We start from the raw sequence: 22,313 nt of genomic DNA, 5'->3' as shown, positions 1-22,313 counted from the left end.
GGCGCCCATAACGGTGGTCCGTGAGAAACTCCATGCCTCGGCACACATATTGAAGGGAATTGGCAGTGGAGGAGCGACCTGCCGTCGTATTGGAGCCTCGCACCGAGGCGGGTGTCACCCCGGTCTTGGGCGGGTGGCGCGCCACCACCGCGTCGCCCGCGTTCGCCCCACCGGACATCGCCCGCATCCTTCAATACGTTCGCCACCCCATTCACGTGGTCCGTGAGGCGGCCACCGGGCAACTGGGGCTCGCCATGGGCGGTGAGTTGGTGGGCGTCGGCGCGTCAGAGATATCGCTGGTGGCGACGTTGCCTCCGATATACCCGGAGTGGCTCGGCGACCGCGAGTTCTGCGAGGCGCACGGGACGCGTTTCCCGTACGTCACGGGCGCCATGGCCAACGGCATCGCGACGCCGGAGCTGGTGGTGGCGATGGCCCAGGCCGGCATGCTGGGCTTCTTCGGCGCGGGCGGCCTCGCGTACTCCGGTGTGGAGCGCGGGGTTGCCGACATCCGGGCGAGGCTGGCGGGCAGGACCGGACTCGCGTGGGGCGCGAACCTGATCCACTCACCCACCGAGCCCGCGCTCGAGGCGCGGGTGGCCGAGCTGTACATCGCGCAAGACGTCCGCGTCGTCGAGGCGTCGGCGTTCATGAAGCTGACCCCTGCGGTGGTCCACTACGCGCTGTCCGGGCTGTCGACCGATCCGGCCGGGGCGATCGTCCGCAAAAACCATGTGATGGCGAAGATCTCGCGGCCCGAGGTCGCCCGCATGTTCATGGAACCCGCGCCGGCGGCGATGGTCTCGGCGCTCGAATCGGTCGGCAAGCTGACCGCGCGAGAAGCCGAACTTGCGCGACACGTGCCGGTGGCGGAAGACATCACGGTCGAAGCCGACAGCGGAGGACACACCGACAACCGCCCGCTGGCGTCGCTTTTCTCCGAAATCGCGCTGCTGCGCGACGAGGTGGCGCAACAACACGGCCTGAACCGCCGCGTGCGGGTGGGCGCCGGCGGCGGCATCAGCACGCCGCAGTCCGTTGCGGGCGCGTTCGCGATGGGGGCCGCGTACGTGGTCACCGGCTCGGTCAACCAGTCGTGCGTCGAGTCGGGCCTGTCGGCACGCGCGCGTGAAATGCTGGCCAAGGCCTCGGTGGCCGACGTGATGATGGCCCCCGCGTCCGACATGTTCGAGATGGGCGTGAACCTGCAAGTGCTCAAGCGTGGCTCGATGTTCGGTCCGCGGGCGAGGAAGCTCTACGCGTGGTACGCCGGCTATCCCGACCTGGCGGCGGTGACGGGCGAACACGGCCCGGAGCTGGAAAAGATCCTCGGCAAGAGCGTCGACGACGTCTGGGCCGAAACGCGGCGGTACTGGGAACAGCGGGAGCCCGCGGTGCTCGAACTCGCGGACCGAGACCCGAAGTATCAAATGGCGCTGGTGTGCCGCTGGTATCTGGGCAAATCAAGCCGATGGGCGATCGACGGCGATCCCGAGCGCGTCCTGGACTACCAGATCTGGTGTGGGCCGTCCATGGGCGCCTTCAACAGCTGGGTCGCGGGCAGTTACCTCGAGAAGTGCGAGCACCGCAACGTCGACCAGGTCGCGCTCAATCTGCTCGAAGGCGCCGCCCGAATCAGCCGCGCCCAGCAGGCGCGAACCTGCGGCGTTCCCGTTCCCGTAAGTGCATTCCGTTATATTCCGCAGCCATTATCCATAGCGCCCGGCGCCGCGGTGACTATCTGACCGTCGCGCCCGACTCGGCTCGCATTGCCGGCGCGGGAGTATTCGATTTCGCGGAAATGGCGGCCGCGTGGCAAATATTACTTACTGGTAGTTTCTGCCGCCCGCCCGCTCCTTGGCAGCGCGCGCCGGATCCCGTCGCCCGGAGACCGATCCGGAGTTATTGACATTCCGTCAATACGACCGCCTATGCTCTGGTATCGTCCGGCGAGCGTTCGACCCGTCTTGGCTGATCAATCCGGCAAAACCTAACGATCAGTCTTTGCGACCCGGGTTGACAGGCGGTGCGGTACGTGTTATCGACGCGAAGGAGACCGGTGGTATCCAAGCATCCCCCTGTAGCCGTTGTCGGGGTGAGCGCGCTGTTTCCCGGGTCTCCTGAGGCCGAGCGCTTCTGGCGCAACATCGTCGGGGGCGCGGACCTATTCTCCGACGTTCCGGCATCGCACTGGAGCGTTGACGACTATTACGACCCCTCCGCGAGTGCGCCGGACAAGGTTTATGCCCGCCGCGGCGGATTCTTGCCCGATATTGATTTCGCGCCGATGGATTTCGGAATTCCACCGAATGTCGTCCCCGCGACGGACACCGCCCAATTGCTTGGTCTGCGGGTCGCGCAGCAGGTATTAGAGGACGTTGCGGGCGGCGACTTTTCCCTGCTGGATCGCGAGCGCGTCAGCGTGATCTTGGGCGCGTCCGGCGGCACCGAGATGACCAACTACATGGCGGGCAGCCTGCACCGGCCGGTCTGGGAGCGCGGGCTGCGCGCCGCCGGGCTCTCCGAAACCGAGCTCACCGCCTTCAGCGAGAGCGTCGCGTCCGGTTACACGCCGTGGCAGGAAAACACCTTCCCCGGCCTGCTCGGCAACGTCATCGCCGGGCGCATCGCCAACCGCTTCGACCTCGGCGGGACCAACTGCGTCATCGACGCCGCGTGCGCGAGCTCGCTGGCCGCCCTCGAGGTGGGGCTGCACGAGCTCTATCTCGGCGAGTCGGACATGGTCATCGCGGGTGGGGTCGACGCCTTCAACGACATCTTGATGTTCATGTGCTTCGCCAAAGTCACCGCGCTGTCGCCCACCGGCGACTGCCGCCCCTTCTCCGACCAATCGGACGGCACCATGCTCGGCGAGGGGCTGGCGATGCTGGCCCTCAAGCGCCTCGACGACGCCGAACGCGACGGCGACCGGATCTACGCCGTGATTCGCGGCATCGGCACGTCTTCGGACGGCCGCGCCAAGAGCATTTACGCGCCGAGCCCGGCCGGCCAAGCCAAGGCCCTCCGACGCGCCTACGCCGCCGCCGGCTACGGCCCCGAAACGGTCGGGCTCGTGGAAGCGCACGGCACCGGGACCAAAGCCGGCGATGTCGCCGAGTTCACCGCGCTGCGAGAGGTATTCGACGGCTCGGGGCGCGCGGACCGGCAATGGTGCGCGCTCGGCTCGGTCAAGTCTCAGGTCGGCCACACCAAGGGCGCAGCCGGTGCCTGCGGGCTGTTCAAGACCGTGCTGGCGCTGCACCACAAGACGTTGCCGCCAACCATCAAGGTCGATCGGCCCAATCCCGCCCTCGAAATCGAGAAGTCACCGTTCTATCTGTCGACGCAGGCGAAGCCGTGGGTGCCCGCCGACGGCGTCCCGAGGCGCGCGTCCGTCAGCTCGTTCGGGTTCGGCGGCACCAACTTTCACGTCACGGTCGAGGAGTACACCGGCACCGGGAAGCGCGCGTGGCGCTACCGGTCCTGGGATTCGGAACTGATCGTCCTCGGCGCAGCCTCGGCCGCGGCGCTCTCCGAGCAGGCCGCCCGGCTATCCGCGTCGCTGGTCGACGACCCCGACATGCTCGGCTACCTCGCCCGCAGCACCCAATCCACCTACGACGCCACCGCGCCGCACCGCCTGGCGGTCGTCGCCGACAGCGTGGCCAACCTGCGCGCGATGCTCGACGAAGCCGCGGCGAAACTCGGAACCCCCGACGTGGCGGCGTCGTTCGGCTCGCCCAGGGGCTACCACTACTCGGCGCAACGGCCGGGCCCGGTCGCGCTGCTGTTCCCGGGGCAGGGCAGCCAGTACGTCGGCATGGGCGCCGACCTGCCGCAGCTCTACGAGCCGGCGCTGTCGCCGTGGGAGCTGGCCCGCGCCGAAAGGTTGAACGCCGACCGCGACCTGCACCAGGTCGTCTGGCCGAGAACGGCTTTCAGCGACGACGAGCGCGCGCTGCAGGCGGGCGAGTTGACCAGGACCGAGTGGGCGCAACCGGGCATCGGCGCACACAGCTTGAGCCTGCTCTCGGTGATCCGCGCGCTTGGCATTGCGCCCGTGGCCGTCGGCGGGCACAGCTTCGGCGAGGTCACCGCGCTGTGTGCCGCCGGCGTTTTCAGCGACGAGGTCGCCCTCCTGATCGCCCGCGCGCGTGGCGCGCTGATGGCCGAAGCCGCGACCAACGGCGACGGGGCGATGTGTGCGGTGACCGCACCCGTCGAACAGGTCCGCCACCTGATCGAAGAGTGGGGGCTACCGGTCGTCATCGCCAACCACAACGCGCCCAGCCAGATCGTGCTGTCCGGCGACAGCACCGCGATCAACCACGCCGCCCAACGGTTTGGCGCGGTCGGCATCAACGCGCGGCTCCTCGACGTCGCCACCGCCTTCCACTCCGAGATCGTCACCCCGGCGGCGGCTCCGTTCGCCTCGTTCCTCGCGGAGATCCCCTTCGGCGCGCCCGAGGTGCCGGTCTACGCGAACGCGACGGCGCAGCCGTACGCCGGCGACGCCCACCAAATGCGGAACACGCTGGCCAACCAGATCGCGCAGCCCGTGCGGTTCGCCGAACAGGTTCAGGCGATGTGGCAGGCCGGCGCGCGCACCTTCGTCGAGGTCGGTCCCGGCGGCGTGCTGACAGGCCTGGTCGGTAAGTGCCTCGCCGGCGAGGAGCACTCGGCGGTGTCCTTGGACACCAAGGGCCGCAACGGCATTCGATCGCTGTGGATCGGGCTGGCCCAACTCGCGGCCGCCGGCGTGCCGATGAACTTCGAGCGCCTCTGGGCCGACTACCGGGCCGTCGATGACCCGCGGGCCCGCGAGCGGCCGAAGCTCACCCTCAAGATCAACGGATCCAACTATGGGCGGCCGCAGCCGAGCGCCGAGCCCGTCCCGCGGGGCGTCGAAACCCCCACCGACCACCGTGTCCAGAGCAACGGGCACAGGACCGAATCGGAGTACAAATTGGCGCCATCCGAGTCGTACACGACCGCAATCCCGACCAACGGCGCCCACGCCGACGCGCCCGTCGCACCCTCCGCGCCGGCGCTGCACGTGAGCGCCGACGTGGTGACCGGGCTGATCGCCGCGGTGGGAACCGTCCAGGAGGGGATCGGCCAAATCCAAAGGCTGCTAAAGGCTCTCGTGCCGGGAGCCGAGGCAGCCGCGCCGCCCCCCGCGTCCCCCGTCATCCCCAACGGGAAACCGGCGATGCCCACGCCCCCACCCGCCCCGGTCGTCCGCAACGGCGGGCCGTCGATGCCCGCCGCGCCGGCGGTCCCGGCGGCCGTCCACAACGGCACGGCGGGCCACAACGGCACGGCGGGCCACAACGGGACGGCGGCGCCGGTGAGCACGCTTGCGCCGGTGGCTGTTTCGGTTGCCGGTGGCGAGTTGGTGACGCAGATGCTCGAGGTGGTGGCGGACAAGACGGGCTATCCGGTGGAGATGCTGGATCTGTCGATGGCGCTGGAGGCCGACCTGGGTATCGATTCGATCAAGCGGGTCGAGATCTTGTCCGCGGTGCAGCAGCGGGTGCCGGCGCTGCCCGAGGTGGAGGCCGCGACGATGGCGACGCTGGGCACGCTGCAGGAGATCGTCGACTACCTGCAGGGCCTGACGGGTCCGGTCGCCGCCAACGGCGCTGCGGTGAGTGCGCTTGCGCCGGTGGCTGTTTCGGTTGCCGGTGGCGAGTTGGTGACGCAGATGCTCGAGGTGGTGGCGGACAAGACGGGCTATCCGGTGGAGATGCTGGATCTGTCGATGGCGCTGGAGGCCGACCTGGGTATCGATTCGATCAAGCGGGTCGAGATCTTGTCCGCGGTGCAGCAACGGGTGCCGGCGCTGCCCGAGGTGGAGGCCGCGACGATGGCGACGCTGGGCACGCTGCAGGAGATCGTCGACTACCTACAGGGCCTGACGGCCCCGACCGAGGCAGGTGATCGCCTCCCTTTTGACTTAGCCGGAGCGGGGATCGCGCGCCATGCGGTGCGTGCGATTCCTGCTCCGGCTAGCGGGATGGCGATGCCCGGTCTCTACACCGCGACCACCGTGGAGATCGTCACCGCGCCGGACGGCCCGGACGCCACCGGCGACGCCCTGGCCGCGATCCTGCGCACGCACGGCGTCAACGCGACGATCGTGTCCGAGCCGGGCCCGAACGCCGAGGCGGTGATCCACCTCGGCGGGCTGCGGCGAACCGCCACCCGCGACGACACCCTGGCCGTCAACCGAACGGCCTTCGCCGACGCCCAGCGCGTCGCCGCGACGTTCGCCGAACGCGGCGGCGTGTTCGTCACCGTCCAGGACACCGGCGGCACCTTCGGGCTGCTCACCGACCCCGGCCCGCGCGCCTGGGCCGCCGGCCTCGCCGCCCTCGCCAAGACCGCCGCGCAAGAGTGGCCCCAAGCGCAGGTCAAAGCCATCGACGTCGCGGCCGAACGGCAGTCGCCGATCGCGGTCGCCGAACACCTCGCCCAAGAGCTCTTGGCCGGCGGCGCCGAACTGGAAGTCGGCCTGGGCAGCGCGCACGGCCGCGTCACCGTCGTCGCCGACGGCCGCCGGGTGACCACCCACGCGCGCCGCATCGACCATCGCGACGTGATCGTCGTGTCGGGCGGGGCCCGCGGCGTCACCGCGGCGTCGGTCATCGCGCTGGCGAAGGAGACACGGGCCGGCTTCGTCCTGCTCGGACGCACCGAACTTTCCGACGAACCCCCCGAGGCGCACGGGCTGACCACCGACGCCGAACTCAAGCGGGCGCTGCTCAGCGGCGCCGTGACCCGCGGGCTCAAGCCCACCCCCCGGGAGCTGGAACAGCAGGTGCAGCGCATCCTCGCCGATCGCGAGGTGCGGGCGACCGTCGCCGCCCTGACCGCCGCGGGCTCCCGGGTCCGTTATGCCGCGACCGATGTGCGCGACGCGTCCGCGCTCGGTGCCGTTCTGCAAAGCGTGCGAACCGATTTCGGGCCGATCACCGGACTGGTGCACGGGGCCGGCGTATTGGCCGATGCGCCCCTGCACAAGAAGACCCTCGACGGGTTCGACCGTGTCTTCGAGACCAAGGTCGGCGGGCTGTGCGCGCTGCTGGACGCCACCGCCGCCGATCCGCTGAAGGTCATCTGCCTGTTTTCGTCGGTGGCCGCGCGCAGCGGCAACGCCGGCCAAAGCGACTACGCCATGGCCAACGAGATCCTCAACAAGGTGGCCCTGGCCGAGCAGGCCCGGCGCGGCCCGGCCTGCCTGGTTCGGGCGTTGGGTTGGGGCCCATGGGATTCCGGCATGGTCACGCCCGGCCTGAAGGCGATGTTCGAGTCGAGGGGCATCGGGTTGATCCCGCTTGCGGACGGCGCGCGGGCGTTCGTCTCCGACGTGCTGGACGGGCAGATCGACGACCCCGAGGTCACCCTCGGAGACGGCGTATCGGCCGGCGCGATGCCCGCCGAAGGCCGGATCGCGCGCGTCCTGGCCCATGTGCGACGGCAGCCGCAGCTGGCGGATCACCGAGTCCGCGGCAACGTCGTGCTGCCGGTCGTGCAGGTCCTCGAATGGTTCGTGCGGATGGCCGAGGCGTGCCGGCCCGGACAACTCGTGCAGCGCCTCCTCGACCTCAAGGTGCTGCGCGGTGTGACCCTGCACGACTTCGACCAACGGGGCGACCCGATGCTGGTGCGCGCCGCGCCGGTGGACGATCGGCCGGGTCGGCTCGCCTGCACGTTGTCCGACGTCTCGGGGTCGACCGCCTACTACTCGGCCACGGTCGAAATGGATTCGGGCCCAACGGCTGCACCCACCGGACCGGTCGCGCCGGTCGGCGGTCGCCGGCTGAACCGCGACGCCTGCTACGGGAACGGCGCGCTGTTCCACGGGCCCGCGTTCCAGGTCCTCGGGGACGTCGAATGCCAGGCCACCAGCGCCACGGCCGCACTGCACGGCCTGACGACCGCGGGCTGGCCGGGCGAAGGCTGGGCCACCGATTCCGCGGCGCTCGACGGCTGTCTGCAACTGGCGTTGGTGTGGAGCTATGAACGGCTCGGCCGCACCGTGCTGCCGCTGCGGGTGGCCGAGATCGTGCGTTACCGCGCCGGGGCGCTGGGCGACGGATTGCGCTGCGTGCTGTCCAACGGCGATGCCAAGAGCGGCGGAGCCGTCTGCGACCTCGACCTTGTCGACGCCGACAACCGCGTGGTGGCGAGCCTCAAGCGGCTCGAGTTATACCCCTACGGCGACTGATGTTTGAGCCCATTGCGATCGTGGGCCAGGGCTGCGTCCTGCCCGGCGGCCTGAGCCCCGACGAGTTGTGGCGGACCGTGCGCGATGGCCGGGATGCGCTCGGCCCACCGCGACCCGGCTATTGGGGCGTGCCGGCGGAGCGCATCGTCCGCGCCGAGAACGACGCCGGGTTGCTCGACCACGCCTGGTCGGACCGAGGCGGATACGTGCGCGGCTTCGACGAGATCTTCGACCCCCGCCGTTTCCTGCTCGGCGCCGCCGAGTTCCGGGGCCTCGACCCGCTGTACCTGTGGGCCGCCGAGGCCGCCCGGCAAGCCATCGAGAGCGCCGGCTGGTGCCCCGGCGAGGTCCCGGGCCCGGCCGGGCTGGTCCTGGGCAACTTGAGTTACCCGACCAACTCGATGATCGACCTGGCCGAAAAGACTTGGCGCGGTGACGAACACGCGATCGACTGGCGCAACCGCTTCATGTCCGGCCTGCCGGCCCACGTCATCGCCGACGCGCTGGGGTTGGCCGGGGGCGCCACGGCCCTCGACGCCGCCTGCGCCTCCTCGCTGTACGCGATCAAGCTGGCGTGCGACCGACTCCACGACGGCACCGCCGACGTGATGCTGGCGGGCGGCGTGAACGGCGCCAGCGACCTGCTGCTGCACGTCGGCTTCACCGCGCTGCAGGCGCTCAGTCGCACCGGCAAGTCGCGCCCCTTCCACCGCGGAGCGGACGGATTGGTTCCCGCCGAGGGCGCGGCGTTCTTGGTGCTCAAAAGGCTCGACGACGCGGTCGCCGACGCCGACACCATCCTGGGGGTCGTCCGGGCGGTCGGCCTCAGCAACGACGGCCGGGGACAGGGCCCGCTCGCACCGTCGCAGGAGGGGCAGGAGCGGGCCATGCGGCTCGCCTACGAGATGGCCGAGCTCGAGCCGCGGGACATCTCGCTCGTCGAGTGCCACGCCACCGGAACCTCGCGGGGCGACCTGACCGAGCTGATGAGCATGGCACGCATCTTCGAGGGCGTGTCCGAACTGCCCATCGGATCGCTGAAATCCAATCTGGGACACTCGATCACGGCGTCGGGCGCGGCGGGCGCGATCAAGGTGCTCGCGGCGATGCGGGCGGGCGTCCGGCCCCCGACGCTGCACGCCGACGACCCGCTGCCGTTCCTCGTCGAGTCGCCGTTCCGCCTGCTCACCGAGGCCGAACCCTGGGTGTGCGGCGGGCCGCGCCGCGCCGCCGTCAACAACTTCGGTTTCGGCGGCAACAACGCCCACCTGCTGCTCGAAGAATGGGTCCCGCCCACCGACGACCGCCGCGACCGGCCGAGGGTCACCATCTCCCGCAGGGACGACGACGACATCGCGATCGTGGGCGTCAGCCTGCTGGTCGGTGACGACGAAACCGCCTCGGTGGCAGACCATCTCGCGAATTCCGAGCCGATTCCCACCCGCGAGGCCGACGGCACCCGCCGGGCCCGGATGAGCGAGGTCCGCCTCGACGTCGCACAAACACGCTTTCCCCCTGCGGATCTCAAGCAGACGCTGCCCCAGCAACTGGCGCTGCTCGGCGCGGCCGTCAACATCGATACGCTGATCGGCGGCCTGCCACCGGACAGAACCAGCATCATCGTCGGGATGGGGTGCGACACCGAGATCACCCGGCTGGGCATGCGATGGCGGTTGGCCGACGAGATCGACGACCCCGCCGAACTGGCGACCGCGCGCGACGCAGTCGGGCAAGGCTGGACGTCCGCCGGCGTGGTCGGCGCCATGCCCAACATCGTCGCCAACCGCCTGAACCGGCAATTCGACCTGCGGGGGCCGAGTTTCACGGTGTCGCGGGAAGAACTCTCGGGCACCACCGCGCTGCAGCTGGCCGCCCGCGCCCTGCGGCGAGGCGAGATCGACGCGGCCGTCGTCGGCGCGGTGGATCTCAGCTGCGAACCGGTGCACGAGGCCGCGGCGCGCGCGCTGCTCGGATCGGGCGAGCAGACGCCCGGCGACGCCGCCGTCGTCGTCGTGCTCAAACGCGCCGGCGACGCGCGCCGCGCCGGCGACACGGTCCTCGCCACCCTGCCGGCCGACCAGCAGCCGCGCGGGGAGTGCCTGCACCTGGGCACCGCGGCCGGCGCACTGAACCTGTCGTCGCTGCTCGGTCACGCCCACGCCGCGACGGGCCTGCTGCACGTCGCCGCGGGCGCGCTCTACGGCGTCCTGGGCGTGTGCCCCGACGGCACGCCGTGGACGGCCGGCGAGCGCTCGGTCGTCGTCGCGCTCACCGGCCTCGGCGGTCAGCAGCAGCGAATCGTGCTCGCGCCAACGGCACCCGGGGAGCTGCCGCCCCCGGCCCCCGCGGGGAAACACGCGCGGTTGCGGTTCCCGGCCCACCCACCCGATGTCCGGCTGCCGAATCGCGTCCCGACTCGCCATGCCATCCCTGCACTGGAGCGGCCCATGACAACACACCTGCCCGTACCGCCGGCTCTGCCCAAGGCCGCGGACGCGTCGGCGCGGGTGCCGCTCGGCGCGGACCTGCTCGGCCAGGCGCCGCCCGAGCCGCTGTCGATCGGCGCGCCGCCGTCGCGACCCCCGGTGGACGACCCAGAACCGGTGGCCCACAACGGCGTCGGCTATCTGCCCGACGCCGGCGCCTACCGGGCGACCCAGCCGTCGCCGCCCCCCGGCAAGGAGCTGCCCAAGCCCACGGTCAAGCGCGCCCCGGTGGGCCTGAGCCTGGACAAGGACGGCCTGCGCGTGCACGCCTCGGGCAAGATATCCGACATCTTCGGCCCGGCGTTCACCGTGCAAGACGACTACGCGCGGCAGGTGCGGATGCCGGAATCCCCACTGCTGCTGGCGGATCGGCTGCTGGGCATCGACGCCGAGCCGGGCAAGAACGGCACCGGAACACTGTGGACCGAAACCGATGTCACCGCCGACGCCTGGTGGTTGCACCGGGGCCGGATGCCGGCCGGAATCATGATCGAGGCCGGGCAGGCGGACCTCATGCTGATCTCCTGGATGGGCGCGGACTTCGCCAACAAAGGCGAGCGGGTGTATCGCCTGCTCGGCTGCGAGGTCACCTACCTGGGCGGGTTGCCCGAGATCGGCGACACCCTGCGCTTCGACATCCACGTGGACGGCCACGCCCGGCAGGGCGACATCCGCATGTTCTTCTTCCACTACGACTGCACGATCGACGGTGTCGAGCGGATGTCCATGCGCAACGGCCAGGCCGGCTTCTTCTCCGACGAGGAACTGGCGGCGTCGGGCGGGATCCTCTGGCGCCCCGAGGACGAAACCGTCAGCGGGCCAATGGAATCGACGCCGGTGCGAACGTCGCGCACCTCGTTGCAGCGCCCCGACCTGGAGGCGTTGGCCGCGGGTGAGATCTGGCGCACGCTCGGGCCCGGCTTCGAGCGCGGGGCCAGCCACACCCGCACGCCCAGCATTTCGGCCGGCGACATGCTCTTCGTCGACGAGGTTACCCGGCTGGACTTCGCCGGTGGGCCGTGGGGCCGGGGTTACCTGCGCGCGGTCGCGCGTGTGACACCCGAAACCTGGTATTTCGGCGGTCATTTCAAGAACGACCCCTGCATGCCCGGCACCCTCATGTACGAGGCCACGATGCAGACGATGGCCGTCTACATGACCGCCCTCGGCATGACGCTGGAGTGCGACGGGTGGCGTTTCGAGCCGGTGCCGTTCGAGACCTACAAGCTGGTCTGCCGCGGCCAGGTCACGCCCCAGTCGCGCGAGCTGGTCTACGAGGTGTTCGTGCGCGAGGTCATCGCCGGGCCCGAGCCAACGCTTTTCGCCGACCTGCTGTGCACCGTCGACGGTTTGCCGGCCTTCCACTGCCGCCGGATGGGACTGCGGCTCTCACCCGGATGCCCGATGGATATGGGCGTCGAAGAGCTCGCGGGCTACGTCGAACCCAAGCCCGTCGCCGAGGGCCACGGCGCCGAGTTCGGCTACCCCGCGATGCTGGCCTGCGCCATCGCCAAGCCTTCCCTGGCGCTCGGCCCGCTCTATGAGAAGTTCGACACCCACCGCAGGGTGGCGCGGCTGCCGGGCCCGCCCTACCACTTCATGTCCCGGGTCACCGAGGTCGTCGGAGAGCTCGGCGTCGCGAAACCCGGGGCGCAGGTCGTCGCGGAATACGACGTGCCAAGCGACGCATGGTATTTCGCCGAGAACAAGGGCGCGAACGCGACACCGACGATGCCCAACGCGGTCCTGATGGAGATCGCGCTGCAGCCCTGCGGCTGGCTGGGCGCATACGCCGGTTGCCCGCTGGACTTCGACGTCGACCTGTTCTTCCGCAACCTCGACGGGACCGGCATCCAGCACCGGGAGATCACGCCCTCGACCGGGACGCTGCGGATCAAGGCCGTGCTGAAGAACGTCGCCCAGGCGGGCGGAACCATCATCGTCACCTTCGACGGCGAAATCTCCGCCGACGACGGCGTCGTCTACACGTTCGACACGGTGTTCGGCTACTTTCGCCTCGAAGCGTTGCAGCAGCAGGTCGGGCTCCCGGTCAGCGAGGAACAGCGCGCCCTGCTGGAGCTGCCCTGCGAGGCACCGGTCGTCGACCTGGGCGCGCACCCGGCGGAATTCTTCGGCCCGGGAGCGCGGCTCGCCGACCCGATGCTGTTGATGATCGACCGGGTCACGGGCCGGTGGCCCACCGCGGGCGCCGCCGGCGTGGGCCGGTGGCGCGCCGTCAAGGACATCAACCCCGCCGAGTGGTATTTCAAGGCGCACTTCTACCGCGACCCGGTGCAACCCGGATCACTCGGCATCGAAATGCTGCTCCAACTGCTGCAATTCGCGATGCTCGATCTCGGATTCGGCGAGGAGATGGGCCCCTCGGCGCGCTTTGAACCGGTGGCCATCCGCGAAGCGATCACCTGGCGATACCGCGGCCAGATCGTGCCCACCAACAAGCAGATCACCGCGGAGACAGAACTCACCCGCATCGAGCGCGGCGATACCGGCATCCTCGCCGTGGCCGACGCCTCGCTGTGGTGCGACGGGATACGGATCTACAGCGCAACGAATTTGGCCATGCGCCTCGCGCCCGGCGCGCCGGAACGTCGATCCGCGCCCGAGGCCGGCGCGGCCACCACGCTGGAGCTGACCATCGACCCCGCGCGCGACGCCTGGGTCCTCGATCACTGCCCGACCTACGTGATCCCCTCCCTGCCAATGATGTCGGTGCTGGACCTGTTCGCCCAGGGGGCAAGCCGGGCGACGGGCGGGGCCAAGGTGATCGAAATCAGCGACCTGCGCCTGGTTCGCTGGGTCGTCGTCGACGCCCCGACGCGACTACGGGTGGTGGTCGAGCCCGTCGATCCGGGCCGCTTCGACGGTCGCCTGGAGGTGTGGCGCGATGCGCCGCGAGCGGAGTTGTCGCGCTGGGAGACCCACGCGGAGGCCGTGATCTTCACCGCGGAGCACTACGCGGGCGAACCCGCGACACCCGCCCCGTTGCGAGACGCGGTGCCCTACGCCAGCCCGTACGACGGCACGGTGTTCCACGGGCCCGCGTTCCAGACCCTGATGGACGGCGCCCGGATCGGCCGCAACGGCTCGTCGGGCACGCTCGCGGTCGAGCGGTGCAAGGTCCCGGCGGGCCAGCAACACCCGGGGCTGCTCGACGGCGCGTTTCACATCGTGCCCCACACCGCGATGAACGTATGGACCACGGACAGGGCGGATGTCGCCTCCTACGCGGCCGCCGGGGACACGACCGTCGGATTCCCGCGCCGGGTGATCTGGGCGCGCTTCTACGGCGACGCCCCCCTGGAAGGGACGGTCGACGTGCAGACCCGGTTCGTCGGGTTTGACGACGCCGACGACCGGCTGCCGATCGTCGATCTGTGGCTCAGCGCCGCCGGCAAGCCCTGGGCCTACCTGCGCGTCGTCGAATTCCTTTTGGAAAAAGGCCATCTCGTCCAGGTCAGCGGCGCCGAGCGGCGCGCGTTCATTGCCGAGCGCCGCGCGGTGCCCGGGATGTCGTTGAGCGATCGGCTGGGCCGCGGGGCGGTCACGCTCGATGCGGCGCGCGCGGCAACGCAGGACTGGTTCAAGGGCACCCTGCGAGCGGTGTATGACACCGAGAGCCAACGCAATTCACTGATCGCCGACATCGCCGTCAAGGAAGCCGTCGCCGACGCCGCGCACGGCGCGATCCACCCGGCGCAGGTGCGCGTCGTCGACGGGCAGGTGAGCTGCCCGGCGCTTCCGCTGGAGCGAATCTCCGTCGAGGTCGGGCAAACGGACCGGGGCGAGTGTCGCGCGGACGCGTCGTTGCGGACGGACTGGCAGCCCGTGCGCACCTGGTCGACCGACCGGCTGGGAATTCAGCCGGGCGGGTTCGCCGACCTCGTCCACTGGGCCCTGCTGTCGCGCTACGTCAGGCACGTCATCGTCACCTATCCCGCGGCGATGGACGCGGTCCGGGGCCGTCCCGCGTTGCTGCTGGGCAACCACCAGGTGCAGATCGAATCGATCCTGGGCACGTCGATCGCATCGTGGCTGACCGACACGAAGGTCGTGACGATCGCGCACGCCAAGCACGAAACCCGGTGGGTCGGTGCCCTCACCCGGCTGGCCGACGCCACGGCGAACGGAAAGCCGGGCAGCACCCGGTATTTCGACCAGCGCAACCCCGAGCAGTTCTTGAGCCTGATCGAGGACATCAAGCGCGACGTCGCCGCCCACGGGGTGTCGACCATGGTGCACGCCGACGGAACGCGATCGGTCCGCTCCGGCCAGCGCGTCGAGCGGCTGACGTCCACGCTGCTGGACCTGTCGATCGCCGCGTCGATGCCGATCGTGCCGGTGTACTTCGCCGGCGGCCTGCCCGAGGAACCGGTGGACCAAAAGCTCGAGGTGCCGTATCGGCATGCGGCGCAGGACTACATCTTCGGCCGGCCGATCATGCCCGACGAGTTGGCCGGGTGGCCCTACGCAGAACGGCGGCGCCGCGTCATGGCCGCCGTCAACGCGCTCGCCCCGTTCAGCGATGCGCCGCATGAGCCGAATTACGCTGTGGAGGACCGGATTGCCGCCGCCGCCCCGGGTGCATCGCCCCTCGAGTCGATATGGGATTGCATCGAAGACGCTCTGGACGCGCTGCCGGCGGACTGGCGAAGCACGATCGGCACCGACGAATGGATGGCCACCCGCTCAACCCGGAGCCACAGCCCTCAGTCGCATTGATGGCTGTGATCGTGGTGCCCCTCGGTCGCGGCGGGGGAGCCGCCCATCATCCGCAGCATCGGGACTCCGCCGGAGGCGACGAATCGCACGATCAGGGCCGCGGCGACGACGAGGAAGGCGATGTTGAGCCAGGTGGTGTAGTTCCACGAGATCGACGCCTCCATCACCGTGGCGTTGCGCTGTTTCGGGACGAGACCCGCTGTGCCGAATAGCAATTCGACCAGGTAACCGGCGGCGACCATCGCGGCGTAGAAGGTGCCGAGCAGCGTCAGCATCATCCTGGTGCCGTAGTACTTGCGGTAGATGTTCAGGATCGGCAGGATCACCAGGTCGGCGTAGATGAACGCGATGACGCCGCCGAAGCTGATGCCGCCGTTCCACAGCACCGCGGCCAGCGGCACGTTGCCGATCGAGCAGACGAACGACACGATCGCGACGATCGGTCCCACCAGCGGACCCCACACCGCCGACCACGCCGGGTGATCGGTCAAAAAGAAGATCCGCCAAAAGCTTTCGGGCACCCACGCCGCGATCGCACCGGCGATCAGCAGGCCCAGGACGAGATCCCGCAGAATCGCCATCCACTCCATCACGAACACATGCGAGACCGAGGTGAATCCCTGCGGGGAGAACAGCCGTCGGGCAAACGAGCCCTCCTTTTGGATCGACATGTCCATGGCGGCATGGCCTTCCATCGAGCCGGCGATGCCGCGCTCGGCCTGCTCCCGGGCCGCATCGACGAGCCGGGACCGCACGAACAGCCGGAACAGGACGGCCAGCGCCACGATCATCAGGGGGCCGCCCACGAATTCCGCGGCGGTGAACTGCCAGCCCATCAGCAGGGCCAGGATGATGCCCAGCTCGACCACGAGGTTCGTCGAACCGATCTCGAACGCCATCGCGGCGGTGAAGTTGGCGCCCTTGCGGAACAGCGAGCGGGCCAGAGCCACCGCGGCATAGGAGCACGACGACGACGCGGCCCCCAGCCCGGCGGCCACCGCCAGGGTGCGCGGCCGGTCGTCACCCATCAGGTTCACGATCGTCGAACGGCGCACCACGGCCTGCACCACCGCCGACAGGGCGAATCCCAGGATCAGGGCCCACAGAATTTCCCACGTCATCGACCCGGCCAAGCCCAGGGCGTGACCGACCGCTGCCAGCGCTCTCATCGAGGCCTCCGCTTCGGTTGCGTGATCCGGCGATTTCCCGTCGGTAGCCTATACCCCTAGGGGGTATCTGTCAACGCGGGTGAGGGCTTTTGCGCGCGGGGGCGGCCGCGATCCCTAGAATGGCTATAAATCGGTGCGGGGGCCGGCAAAGAATATGGACGGAACAACCCCGCGCGGCGGTCGGGCCCGCGGAAACGGCATGAACGGGCATTTTCTATGGATTTCCCTGGCAGCGAGCGGTCGCGGAGGGCAAATGGCCGACACACCGCGTCGCCACCGCTGTCACAGAGGTAACAACAGGCACACTGGTAACAACGGAGTTTTTTGCCAGACGCCAGGAGGGTATGGCCGTGTACCGAGTTTTTGAAGCGCTGGACGAATTGGGCGCCATCGTCGAAGAGGCGCGCGGCGTGCCCATGACGGCCGGTTGCGTCGTGCCCCGCGGCGACGTGCTGGAGCTGATCGACGACATCAAGGATGCGATCCCCGGCGAACTGGACGACGCCCAGGACGTGCTCGACGCGCGCGATTCGATGCTGCAGGATGCCAAGTCGCACGCCGAATCCATGGTTTCCTCGGCGACCACCGAGTCGGAGTCGATGCTCAACCACGCCCGCGCCGAGGCGGACCGGCTGCTGTCCGACGCGAAAGCGCAGGCCGACCGGATGGTCAGCGAGGCGCGCCAGCACAGCGAGCGGATGGTCGGGGAGGCCCGCGAGGAGTCGATTCGCATCGCCACGGCGGCGAAACGCGAGTACGAGGCCAGCGTCGGCCGCGCCCAGGCCGAAGCGGATCGGCTGATCGAGAACGGCAACATCTCGTACGAGAAGGCCGTGCAAGAGGGCATCAAGGAGCAGCAGCGGCTGGTCTCGCAGAACAGCGTGGTGGAGGCGGCGAACGCCGAGGCCACCCGCCTCATCGACACCGCGCACGCCGAGGCCGACCGGCTGCGCGGCGAGTGCGACATCTACGTGGACAACAAGCTCGCCGAGTTCGAGGAGTTCCTCAACGGCACGCTGCGCTCGGTGGGCCGCGGCCGCCACCAGCTCCGCACGGCCGCCGGCACCCACGACTACGCGACCCGCTAGCGCGGCGTTCGCGCCTTTCATTACTCGCGCGGCGCCGTAGGATTTCCCCTATGACGCGGCAGCACAGCACCACGCAGCGCCGTTCGACGTCGCCGATGACGCTCGACATCACGCGGCTGGGGCGGCGCCCGGGCGCGATGGTCACCCTGCGCGAGACGGTGCCCAGCCCGTCGCGCATCGGGCTGGACATGATCGCGATCGACCGGGGCGCCCCGTTGGAGCTGGACCTGCAGGTGCAGTCGGTGTCCGAGGGCGTGCTGGTGACCGGGACCGTGGACGCGCCCACCGTCGGCGAATGCTCCCGCTGCCTGACGCCGGTCACCGGGCGGGTGCAGGTCCGGTTGACCGAGCTGTTCGCCTACCCCGACAGCACGACCGAGGCGACCACCGAGGAAGACGAGGTGGGCCACATCGTCGACGACACCATCGACCTGGAGCAGCCCATCATCGACGCCGTCGGGCTGGAGCTGCCCTTCGCGCCGGTGTGCACGCCGGATTGCCCGGGGTTGTGCCCCGAATGCGGTGTCGCGCTCGCGGCCGAGCCCGGCCATCACCACGATCGGATCGACCCGCGGTGGTCCAAGCTGGCCGAGATGTTGCCGGCGCCGTCCGACCCGGACGACGCCGGAGGGGACCAGCGGTGACGTCGCGGCGGGCCCTGCTCGAGGCGCTCGGGGTCGAGCTGCCCGAGGAGCTGCTGTCGCTGGCCCTGACGCATCGAAGCTATGCCTACGAGCACGGCGGGCTGCCCACCAACGAGCGCCTGGAGTTCCTGGGCGACGCGGTGCTGGGCCTGACCATCACCGACGAGCTCTACCACCGCCATCCCGACCGCTCCGAGGGCGACCTCGCCAAGCTGCGGGCCAGCGTGGTCAACACCCAGGCGCTGGCCGACGTCGCGCGGAAGCTCTCCGACGAGGGCCTCGGCGCGCACCTGTTCCTCGGCCGGGGCGAGGCGAACACCGGCGGGGCCGACAAGTCGAGCATCCTGGCCGACGGCATGGAATCGCTGCTGGGCGCGATCTACCTGCAGCACGGAATCGACACGGCGCGTGAGGTGATCCTGCGGTTGTTCGGCCCGCTGCTCGACGCCGCGCCGACGCTTGGGGCCGGGCTGGACTGGAAGACCAGCCTGCAGGAGCTGACCGCCGCCCGCGGCATGGGGGCGCCGTCCTACCTGGTCACCTCCACCGGGCCGGACCACGACAAGGAGTTCACCGCGGTCGTCGTCGTGATGGAGACCGAATACGGCTCGGGTGTCGGCCGCTCGAAGAAGGAGGCCGAGCAAAAGGCCGCCGCCGCGACCTGGAAAGCGCTGGAAGCGCTGGACACCGCGGGCAAGACGTCCGCGTAGTTTGATGACCTGCTGAATGCCCGAACTGCCCGAAGTCGAGGTGGTGCGCCGCGGCTTGCAGGCCCACGTGGTGGGCAAGACGATCACCGCGGTCCGGGTGCATCATCCCCGCGCGGTGCGCCGCCACGAGGCCGGGCCGGCCGACCTCACCGCGCGGCTGCTCGACGCGAAGATCACCGGAACCGACCGGCGCGGCAAGTACCTGTGGCTGCTGCTGGGCGACCCGGACGCCGCGCTCGTCGTTCACCTCGGCATGAGCGGGCAGATGCTGCTGGGCAAGGTGCCGCGCGCCGACCACGTGCGCATCTCCGCGCTGCTCGACGACGGGACCGTGCTGAGCTTCGCCGACCAGCGGACGTTCGGGGGGTGGATGCTCGCCGATCTGGTCAGCGTCGACGGCAGCGTGGTTCCGCAGCCCGTCGCGCACCTGGCGCGCGACCCGCTCGACCCGCTTTTCGACCGCGGCGCCGTGGTAAAGGTGTTGCGGCGCAAGCATTCCGAGATCAAGCGGCAGCTCCTCGATCAGACCGTCGTCTCGGGGATCGGCAACATCTATGCCGACGAGGCGTTGTGGCGGGCCAAGGTGCACGGCGCGCGGATCGCCGACACCCTCAGCCGCCGCCGGCTGACCGCCGTGCTGGACGCCGCCGCCGACGTGATGCGCGACGCGCTGGCAAAGGGCGGCACCTCGTTCGACTCGCTCTACGTCAACGTCAACGGCGAGTCCGGGTACTTCGACCGATCCCTGGACGCCTACGGCCGGGAAGGCGAACCCTGCCGGCGCTGCGGCGCGGTGATGCGTCGCGAGAAGTTCATGAACCGTTCCTCGTTCTACTGCCCGAGATGCCAGCCGCGGCCGAGGGTTTCGAGCGTGCGCTGACGGCTTTTCGGTGTGAGCACACGGCTGCGACACGCCGAGCCGCGACGCCCAGGGATCACACTCGACGGCGAGTCAATCGAAGATGTCGCGTCGCGTGATTCCCCGGGGTAGCGCGGGGTCGACGAACCATTCACGGGGGAACAGCAGGCCGAACACCTGTGGGGGCAGCGCAAGCAGCACGTCGAACACGCGCGCCGCGAGACCGGACTCGCCGATTTGGGAGCGGTGGGCCGCAAACGCGTCGCGCTTGTGTCGTGCGAAACCGAAGACGTTGATCCGGTGGGTGATGCTGGACGTCGGCGCGTAGGCGGTGCGCGCAACTTCCGGTTCGTAGGGCGCCGGTAGTCGCAACAGACGGGCGAGCTGCCCGATGCGCACCAGCAATTCGCGTGGCATTGTTGCCTCGAGTACTCGCGGCGTCGATGCGAGCTCGGCGGCCCGCTTGCCGACGTGGTGCACCTGGACATGATCGCGGTGGCCATAGCCGCCGTTGCCCTCGTAGCTGAGCAGCACATCCGCGGCCTCGTCGTGCAGTATTTCCGCGAGCCGCCCAGCCGCCTCGTCGACGTCGGCTCGGCCGAACCTGACGCGTCCGGGCGGATCGGGGTAGAAGACGGGGCCATATCCGCTGTCGGCATAGCCGAGGCATTCGACCCGATGTACACCGAGGATGCTTGCGCTCGAACGCAATTCGTTCAACCGGAGATCGCCGTCGTCATTGTGTACGCGGCCGTCGGTCGCGGTGACGAGGACAACGCGATGCCCGGCCGCCGCCGCCCGCGCGAGGGTGCCGCCGGTAAGTATCACCTCGTCGTCCGGATGGGCGTGCAAAGCGACCACAGTGGCCATGCAGCGCAGTATGCCCGCCCGGCCGCACCGGCGGGTAGGGCCAGCCCGGTAGAAAAGAAGCCATGACGGAACTGTGGGTCGAACGCACCGGATCGCGCCGCTACACCGGATACAGCTCACGCGGCGCGCAGGTGCTCGTCGGCTCGGAGGACGTCCAGGGGGTGTTCACACCCGGCGAGCTGCTCAAGATCGCGCTGGCCGCGTGCAGCGGCATGTCCACCGACGAACCGCTGGCCCGCCGGCTCGGCGACGACTACAAGGCCGTGGTCAAGGTGTCCGGGGCCGCCGACCGCGAGCAGGAGCGCTATCCGCTGCTCGAGGAGACCCTCGAGCTCGACCTGTCCGGGCTCTCCGACGAGGAGAAGCAGCGGGTGCTCGTCGTCGCCAACCGGGCGGTCGACCTCGTCTGCACCGTCGGGCGCACGCTGAAATCCGGCACGACCGTCAACTTCGAGATCGCCGATGCCGGAGCCTGACGTCCGGCTCACCGCCTGGGTGCACGGCAGCGTCCAGGGGGTCGGTTTCCGCTGGTGGACCCGCGCCCGCGCGCTGGAGCTCGGCCTCACCGGGTACGCGGCCAACCAGGCCGACGGCCGGGTGCTCGTGGTGGCCCAGGGTCCGCGCGCGGCCGCCGAGAAATTGCTGCACCTGCTGGAAGGCGGCGACGCGTGGCCGTCCCGGCCGGGACACGTGGACAAGGTCGTCGCCGACTGGTCGGAACCCGCGGACCAATTCGTCGGATTCGTCGAGCGCTGACGCGGCCCGCGGCCGGTCGGCTAGCCCACCTTCCCGGTTTGCCCGTTGATTCCGGCCGTCGCGAATCTGCCGGTGACGACGACGCCGCCGGTGCCGCCTGCGCCGCCGGTGGCACCGATGCCGACGTCTCCGCCGTTGCCGCCGTTGCCGCCGGAGCTGAAGTAGGCGATGGAGGCTCCCCCGTCACCGCCCTGGGCCCCCACGCCGGTGGTGATTGTGCTGGCCCCCGCGGCGCCGCCGTTACCGCCGAAGCCGACGAGCGCCAGGGTCCCGCCGCCGTGGCCGCCGAACCCGCCCCCGGCATCGCCGTATCCGCCCGCGCCGCCCGCGCCACCGTTGCCGATGAATCCTTCGTCGATGCCGCCGGAGCCGCCCGCACCGCCGGTGCCGCCGGCGCCGGGCGTGCTGGACCCGCCGGAGCCGCCGGCGCCGGCGTTTCCAATTCCGCGGGCATTCCCGCCGCTCCCGCCGTTGCCGGCGGTGTCACCGTTTCCGCCGGCGCCGCCCGCGCCGCCGTTGCCGATGAATGCGCTGTTGGCGCCGGCGCCGCCGCGGCCTCCAGTGCCCCCGGCACCGGGGTCGCTGGACCCGCCGGCGCCGCCGTTGCCGCCGTCGCCGACGCCGAGGCCGCCCTCCCCGCCGGCCCCGCCGTGCCCGCCGAGCCCGGAGTGGCTGTGACCGCCGGCGCCGCCATTGGCGCCGGAACCGAGCTGCAGGCCGCCGCCCCCGCCGGCCCCGCCGTGGCCGCCGCCGCCGCC

At 70.2% G+C, this 22,313-nt stretch carries 11 protein-coding genes and 1 pseudogene; 9 read left to right on the top strand and 3 right to left on the bottom strand.

The features are described from left to right. The first annotated feature begins 65 nt into the window (after positions 1–65). The 3 genes from A5655_RS13345 to A5655_RS13335 all read left to right on the top strand — a co-directional run bounded on the left by A5655_RS13345 (position 66) and on the right by A5655_RS13335 (position 15,459). Positions 66–1,745 (top strand): PfaD family polyunsaturated fatty acid/polyketide biosynthesis protein, encoded by a 1,680-nt coding sequence (locus A5655_RS13345; RefSeq protein WP_231999157.1) that lies wholly within the window; start codon positions 66–68, stop codon positions 1,743–1,745. A 281-nt stretch (positions 1,746–2,026) separates the two neighbouring features. Then, complete coding sequence (locus A5655_RS13340) at positions 2,027–8,233, top strand: type I polyketide synthase (RefSeq protein WP_082978639.1); 6,207 nt, start codon at positions 2,027–2,029, stop codon at positions 8,231–8,233. After that, a complete protein-coding gene (locus A5655_RS13335; protein WP_067010744.1) occupies positions 8,233–15,459 on the top strand; it encodes a beta-ketoacyl synthase N-terminal-like domain-containing protein in 7,227 nt (2,408 codons plus the stop codon). Before A5655_RS13340 ends, A5655_RS13335 begins: the two co-directional genes overlap by 1 nt. Here A5655_RS13335 and A5655_RS13330 read toward each other — a convergent pair. Continuing rightward, the gene (locus tag A5655_RS13330) at positions 15,447–16,628 is read right to left on the bottom strand and encodes a permease (RefSeq protein ID WP_067010742.1); all 1,182 of its coding nucleotides are present in this window, start codon (positions 16,626–16,628) and stop codon (positions 15,447–15,449) included. The two genes, A5655_RS13335 and A5655_RS13330, sit on opposite strands and share 13 nt — an antisense overlap. Before the next feature lie 350 nt (positions 16,629–16,978). On the opposite strand from A5655_RS13330, the gene sepIVA reads away from it, so the two are divergent. The 4 genes from sepIVA to mutM are packed head-to-tail and all read left to right on the top strand — an operon-like array spanning position 16,979 to position 19,950. Then, the gene (sepIVA, locus tag A5655_RS13325) at positions 16,979–17,716 is read left to right on the top strand and encodes a cell division protein SepIVA (protein ID WP_066909423.1); all 738 of its coding nucleotides are present in this window, start codon (positions 16,979–16,981) and stop codon (positions 17,714–17,716) included. 50 nt (positions 17,717–17,766) lie between these two features. Next, entirely contained in the window at positions 17,767–18,360 is a 594-nt protein-coding gene (locus tag A5655_RS13320) for a DUF177 domain-containing protein (RefSeq protein WP_156764849.1), read from the top strand. Next, complete coding sequence (rnc, locus tag A5655_RS13315; protein WP_067010740.1) at positions 18,357–19,070, top strand: ribonuclease III; 714 nt, start codon at positions 18,357–18,359, stop codon at positions 19,068–19,070. The genes A5655_RS13320 and rnc overlap by 4 nt, the downstream gene beginning before the upstream one ends. 16 nt (positions 19,071–19,086) lie before the next feature. Then, the gene (gene mutM / locus A5655_RS13310) at positions 19,087–19,950 is read left to right on the top strand and encodes a DNA-formamidopyrimidine glycosylase (RefSeq protein ID WP_067010738.1); all 864 of its coding nucleotides are present in this window, start codon (positions 19,087–19,089) and stop codon (positions 19,948–19,950) included. Between the two features lie 72 nt (positions 19,951–20,022). Here mutM and A5655_RS13305 read toward each other — a convergent pair whose 3' ends face one another. Beyond that, positions 20,023–20,799: a PIG-L deacetylase family protein gene (locus A5655_RS13305; RefSeq protein WP_067010736.1), complete on the bottom strand. Its 777-nt coding sequence runs from the start codon at positions 20,797–20,799 to the stop codon at positions 20,023–20,025. 62 nt (positions 20,800–20,861) lie between these two features. Here A5655_RS13305 and A5655_RS13300 point away from each other — a divergent pair, with 62 nt between their 5' ends. Both A5655_RS13300 and A5655_RS13295 read left to right on the top strand, forming a co-directional pair. Next, positions 20,862–21,275, top strand: a complete 414-nt coding sequence (locus A5655_RS13300) for an OsmC family protein (protein WP_067010734.1) — start codon at positions 20,862–20,864, stop codon at positions 21,273–21,275. Then, complete coding sequence (locus tag A5655_RS13295; protein ID WP_067010733.1) at positions 21,262–21,555, top strand: acylphosphatase; 294 nt, start codon at positions 21,262–21,264, stop codon at positions 21,553–21,555. Before A5655_RS13300 ends, A5655_RS13295 begins: the two co-directional genes overlap by 14 nt. Positions 21,556–21,575: 20 nt before the next feature. Here A5655_RS13295 and A5655_RS29225 read toward each other — a convergent pair. Further along, positions 21,576–22,313: pseudogene (locus A5655_RS29225) on the bottom strand (hypothetical protein); the annotation flags it as partial.

The organism is Mycobacterium sp. 1081908.1 (assembly GCF_001673535.1).
In the GTDB taxonomy this organism is placed as follows: Bacteria; Actinomycetota; Actinomycetes; order Mycobacteriales; family Mycobacteriaceae; genus Mycobacterium.
This window is presented reverse-complemented; position numbering and strand designations above follow the sequence as displayed.

Coding starts and splice junctions, on each gene's coding strand:
- A5655_RS13335 (WP_067010744.1), top strand. CDS start 8,233: ATGTTTGAGCCCATTGCGATCGTGGGCCAGGGCTGCGTCCTGCCCGGC.
- A5655_RS13330 (WP_067010742.1), bottom strand. CDS start 16,628: ATGAGAGCGCTGGCAGCGGTCGGTCACGCCCTGGGCTTGGCCGGGTCG.
- A5655_RS13320 (WP_156764849.1), top strand. CDS start 17,767: ATGACGCGGCAGCACAGCACCACGCAGCGCCGTTCGACGTCGCCGATG.
- mutM (WP_067010738.1), top strand. CDS start 19,087: ATGCCCGAACTGCCCGAAGTCGAGGTGGTGCGCCGCGGCTTGCAGGCC.
- A5655_RS13305 (WP_067010736.1), bottom strand. CDS start 20,799: ATGGCCACTGTGGTCGCTTTGCACGCCCATCCGGACGACGAGGTGATA.
- A5655_RS13300 (WP_067010734.1), top strand. CDS start 20,862: ATGACGGAACTGTGGGTCGAACGCACCGGATCGCGCCGCTACACCGGA.
- A5655_RS13295 (WP_067010733.1), top strand. CDS start 21,262: ATGCCGGAGCCTGACGTCCGGCTCACCGCCTGGGTGCACGGCAGCGTC.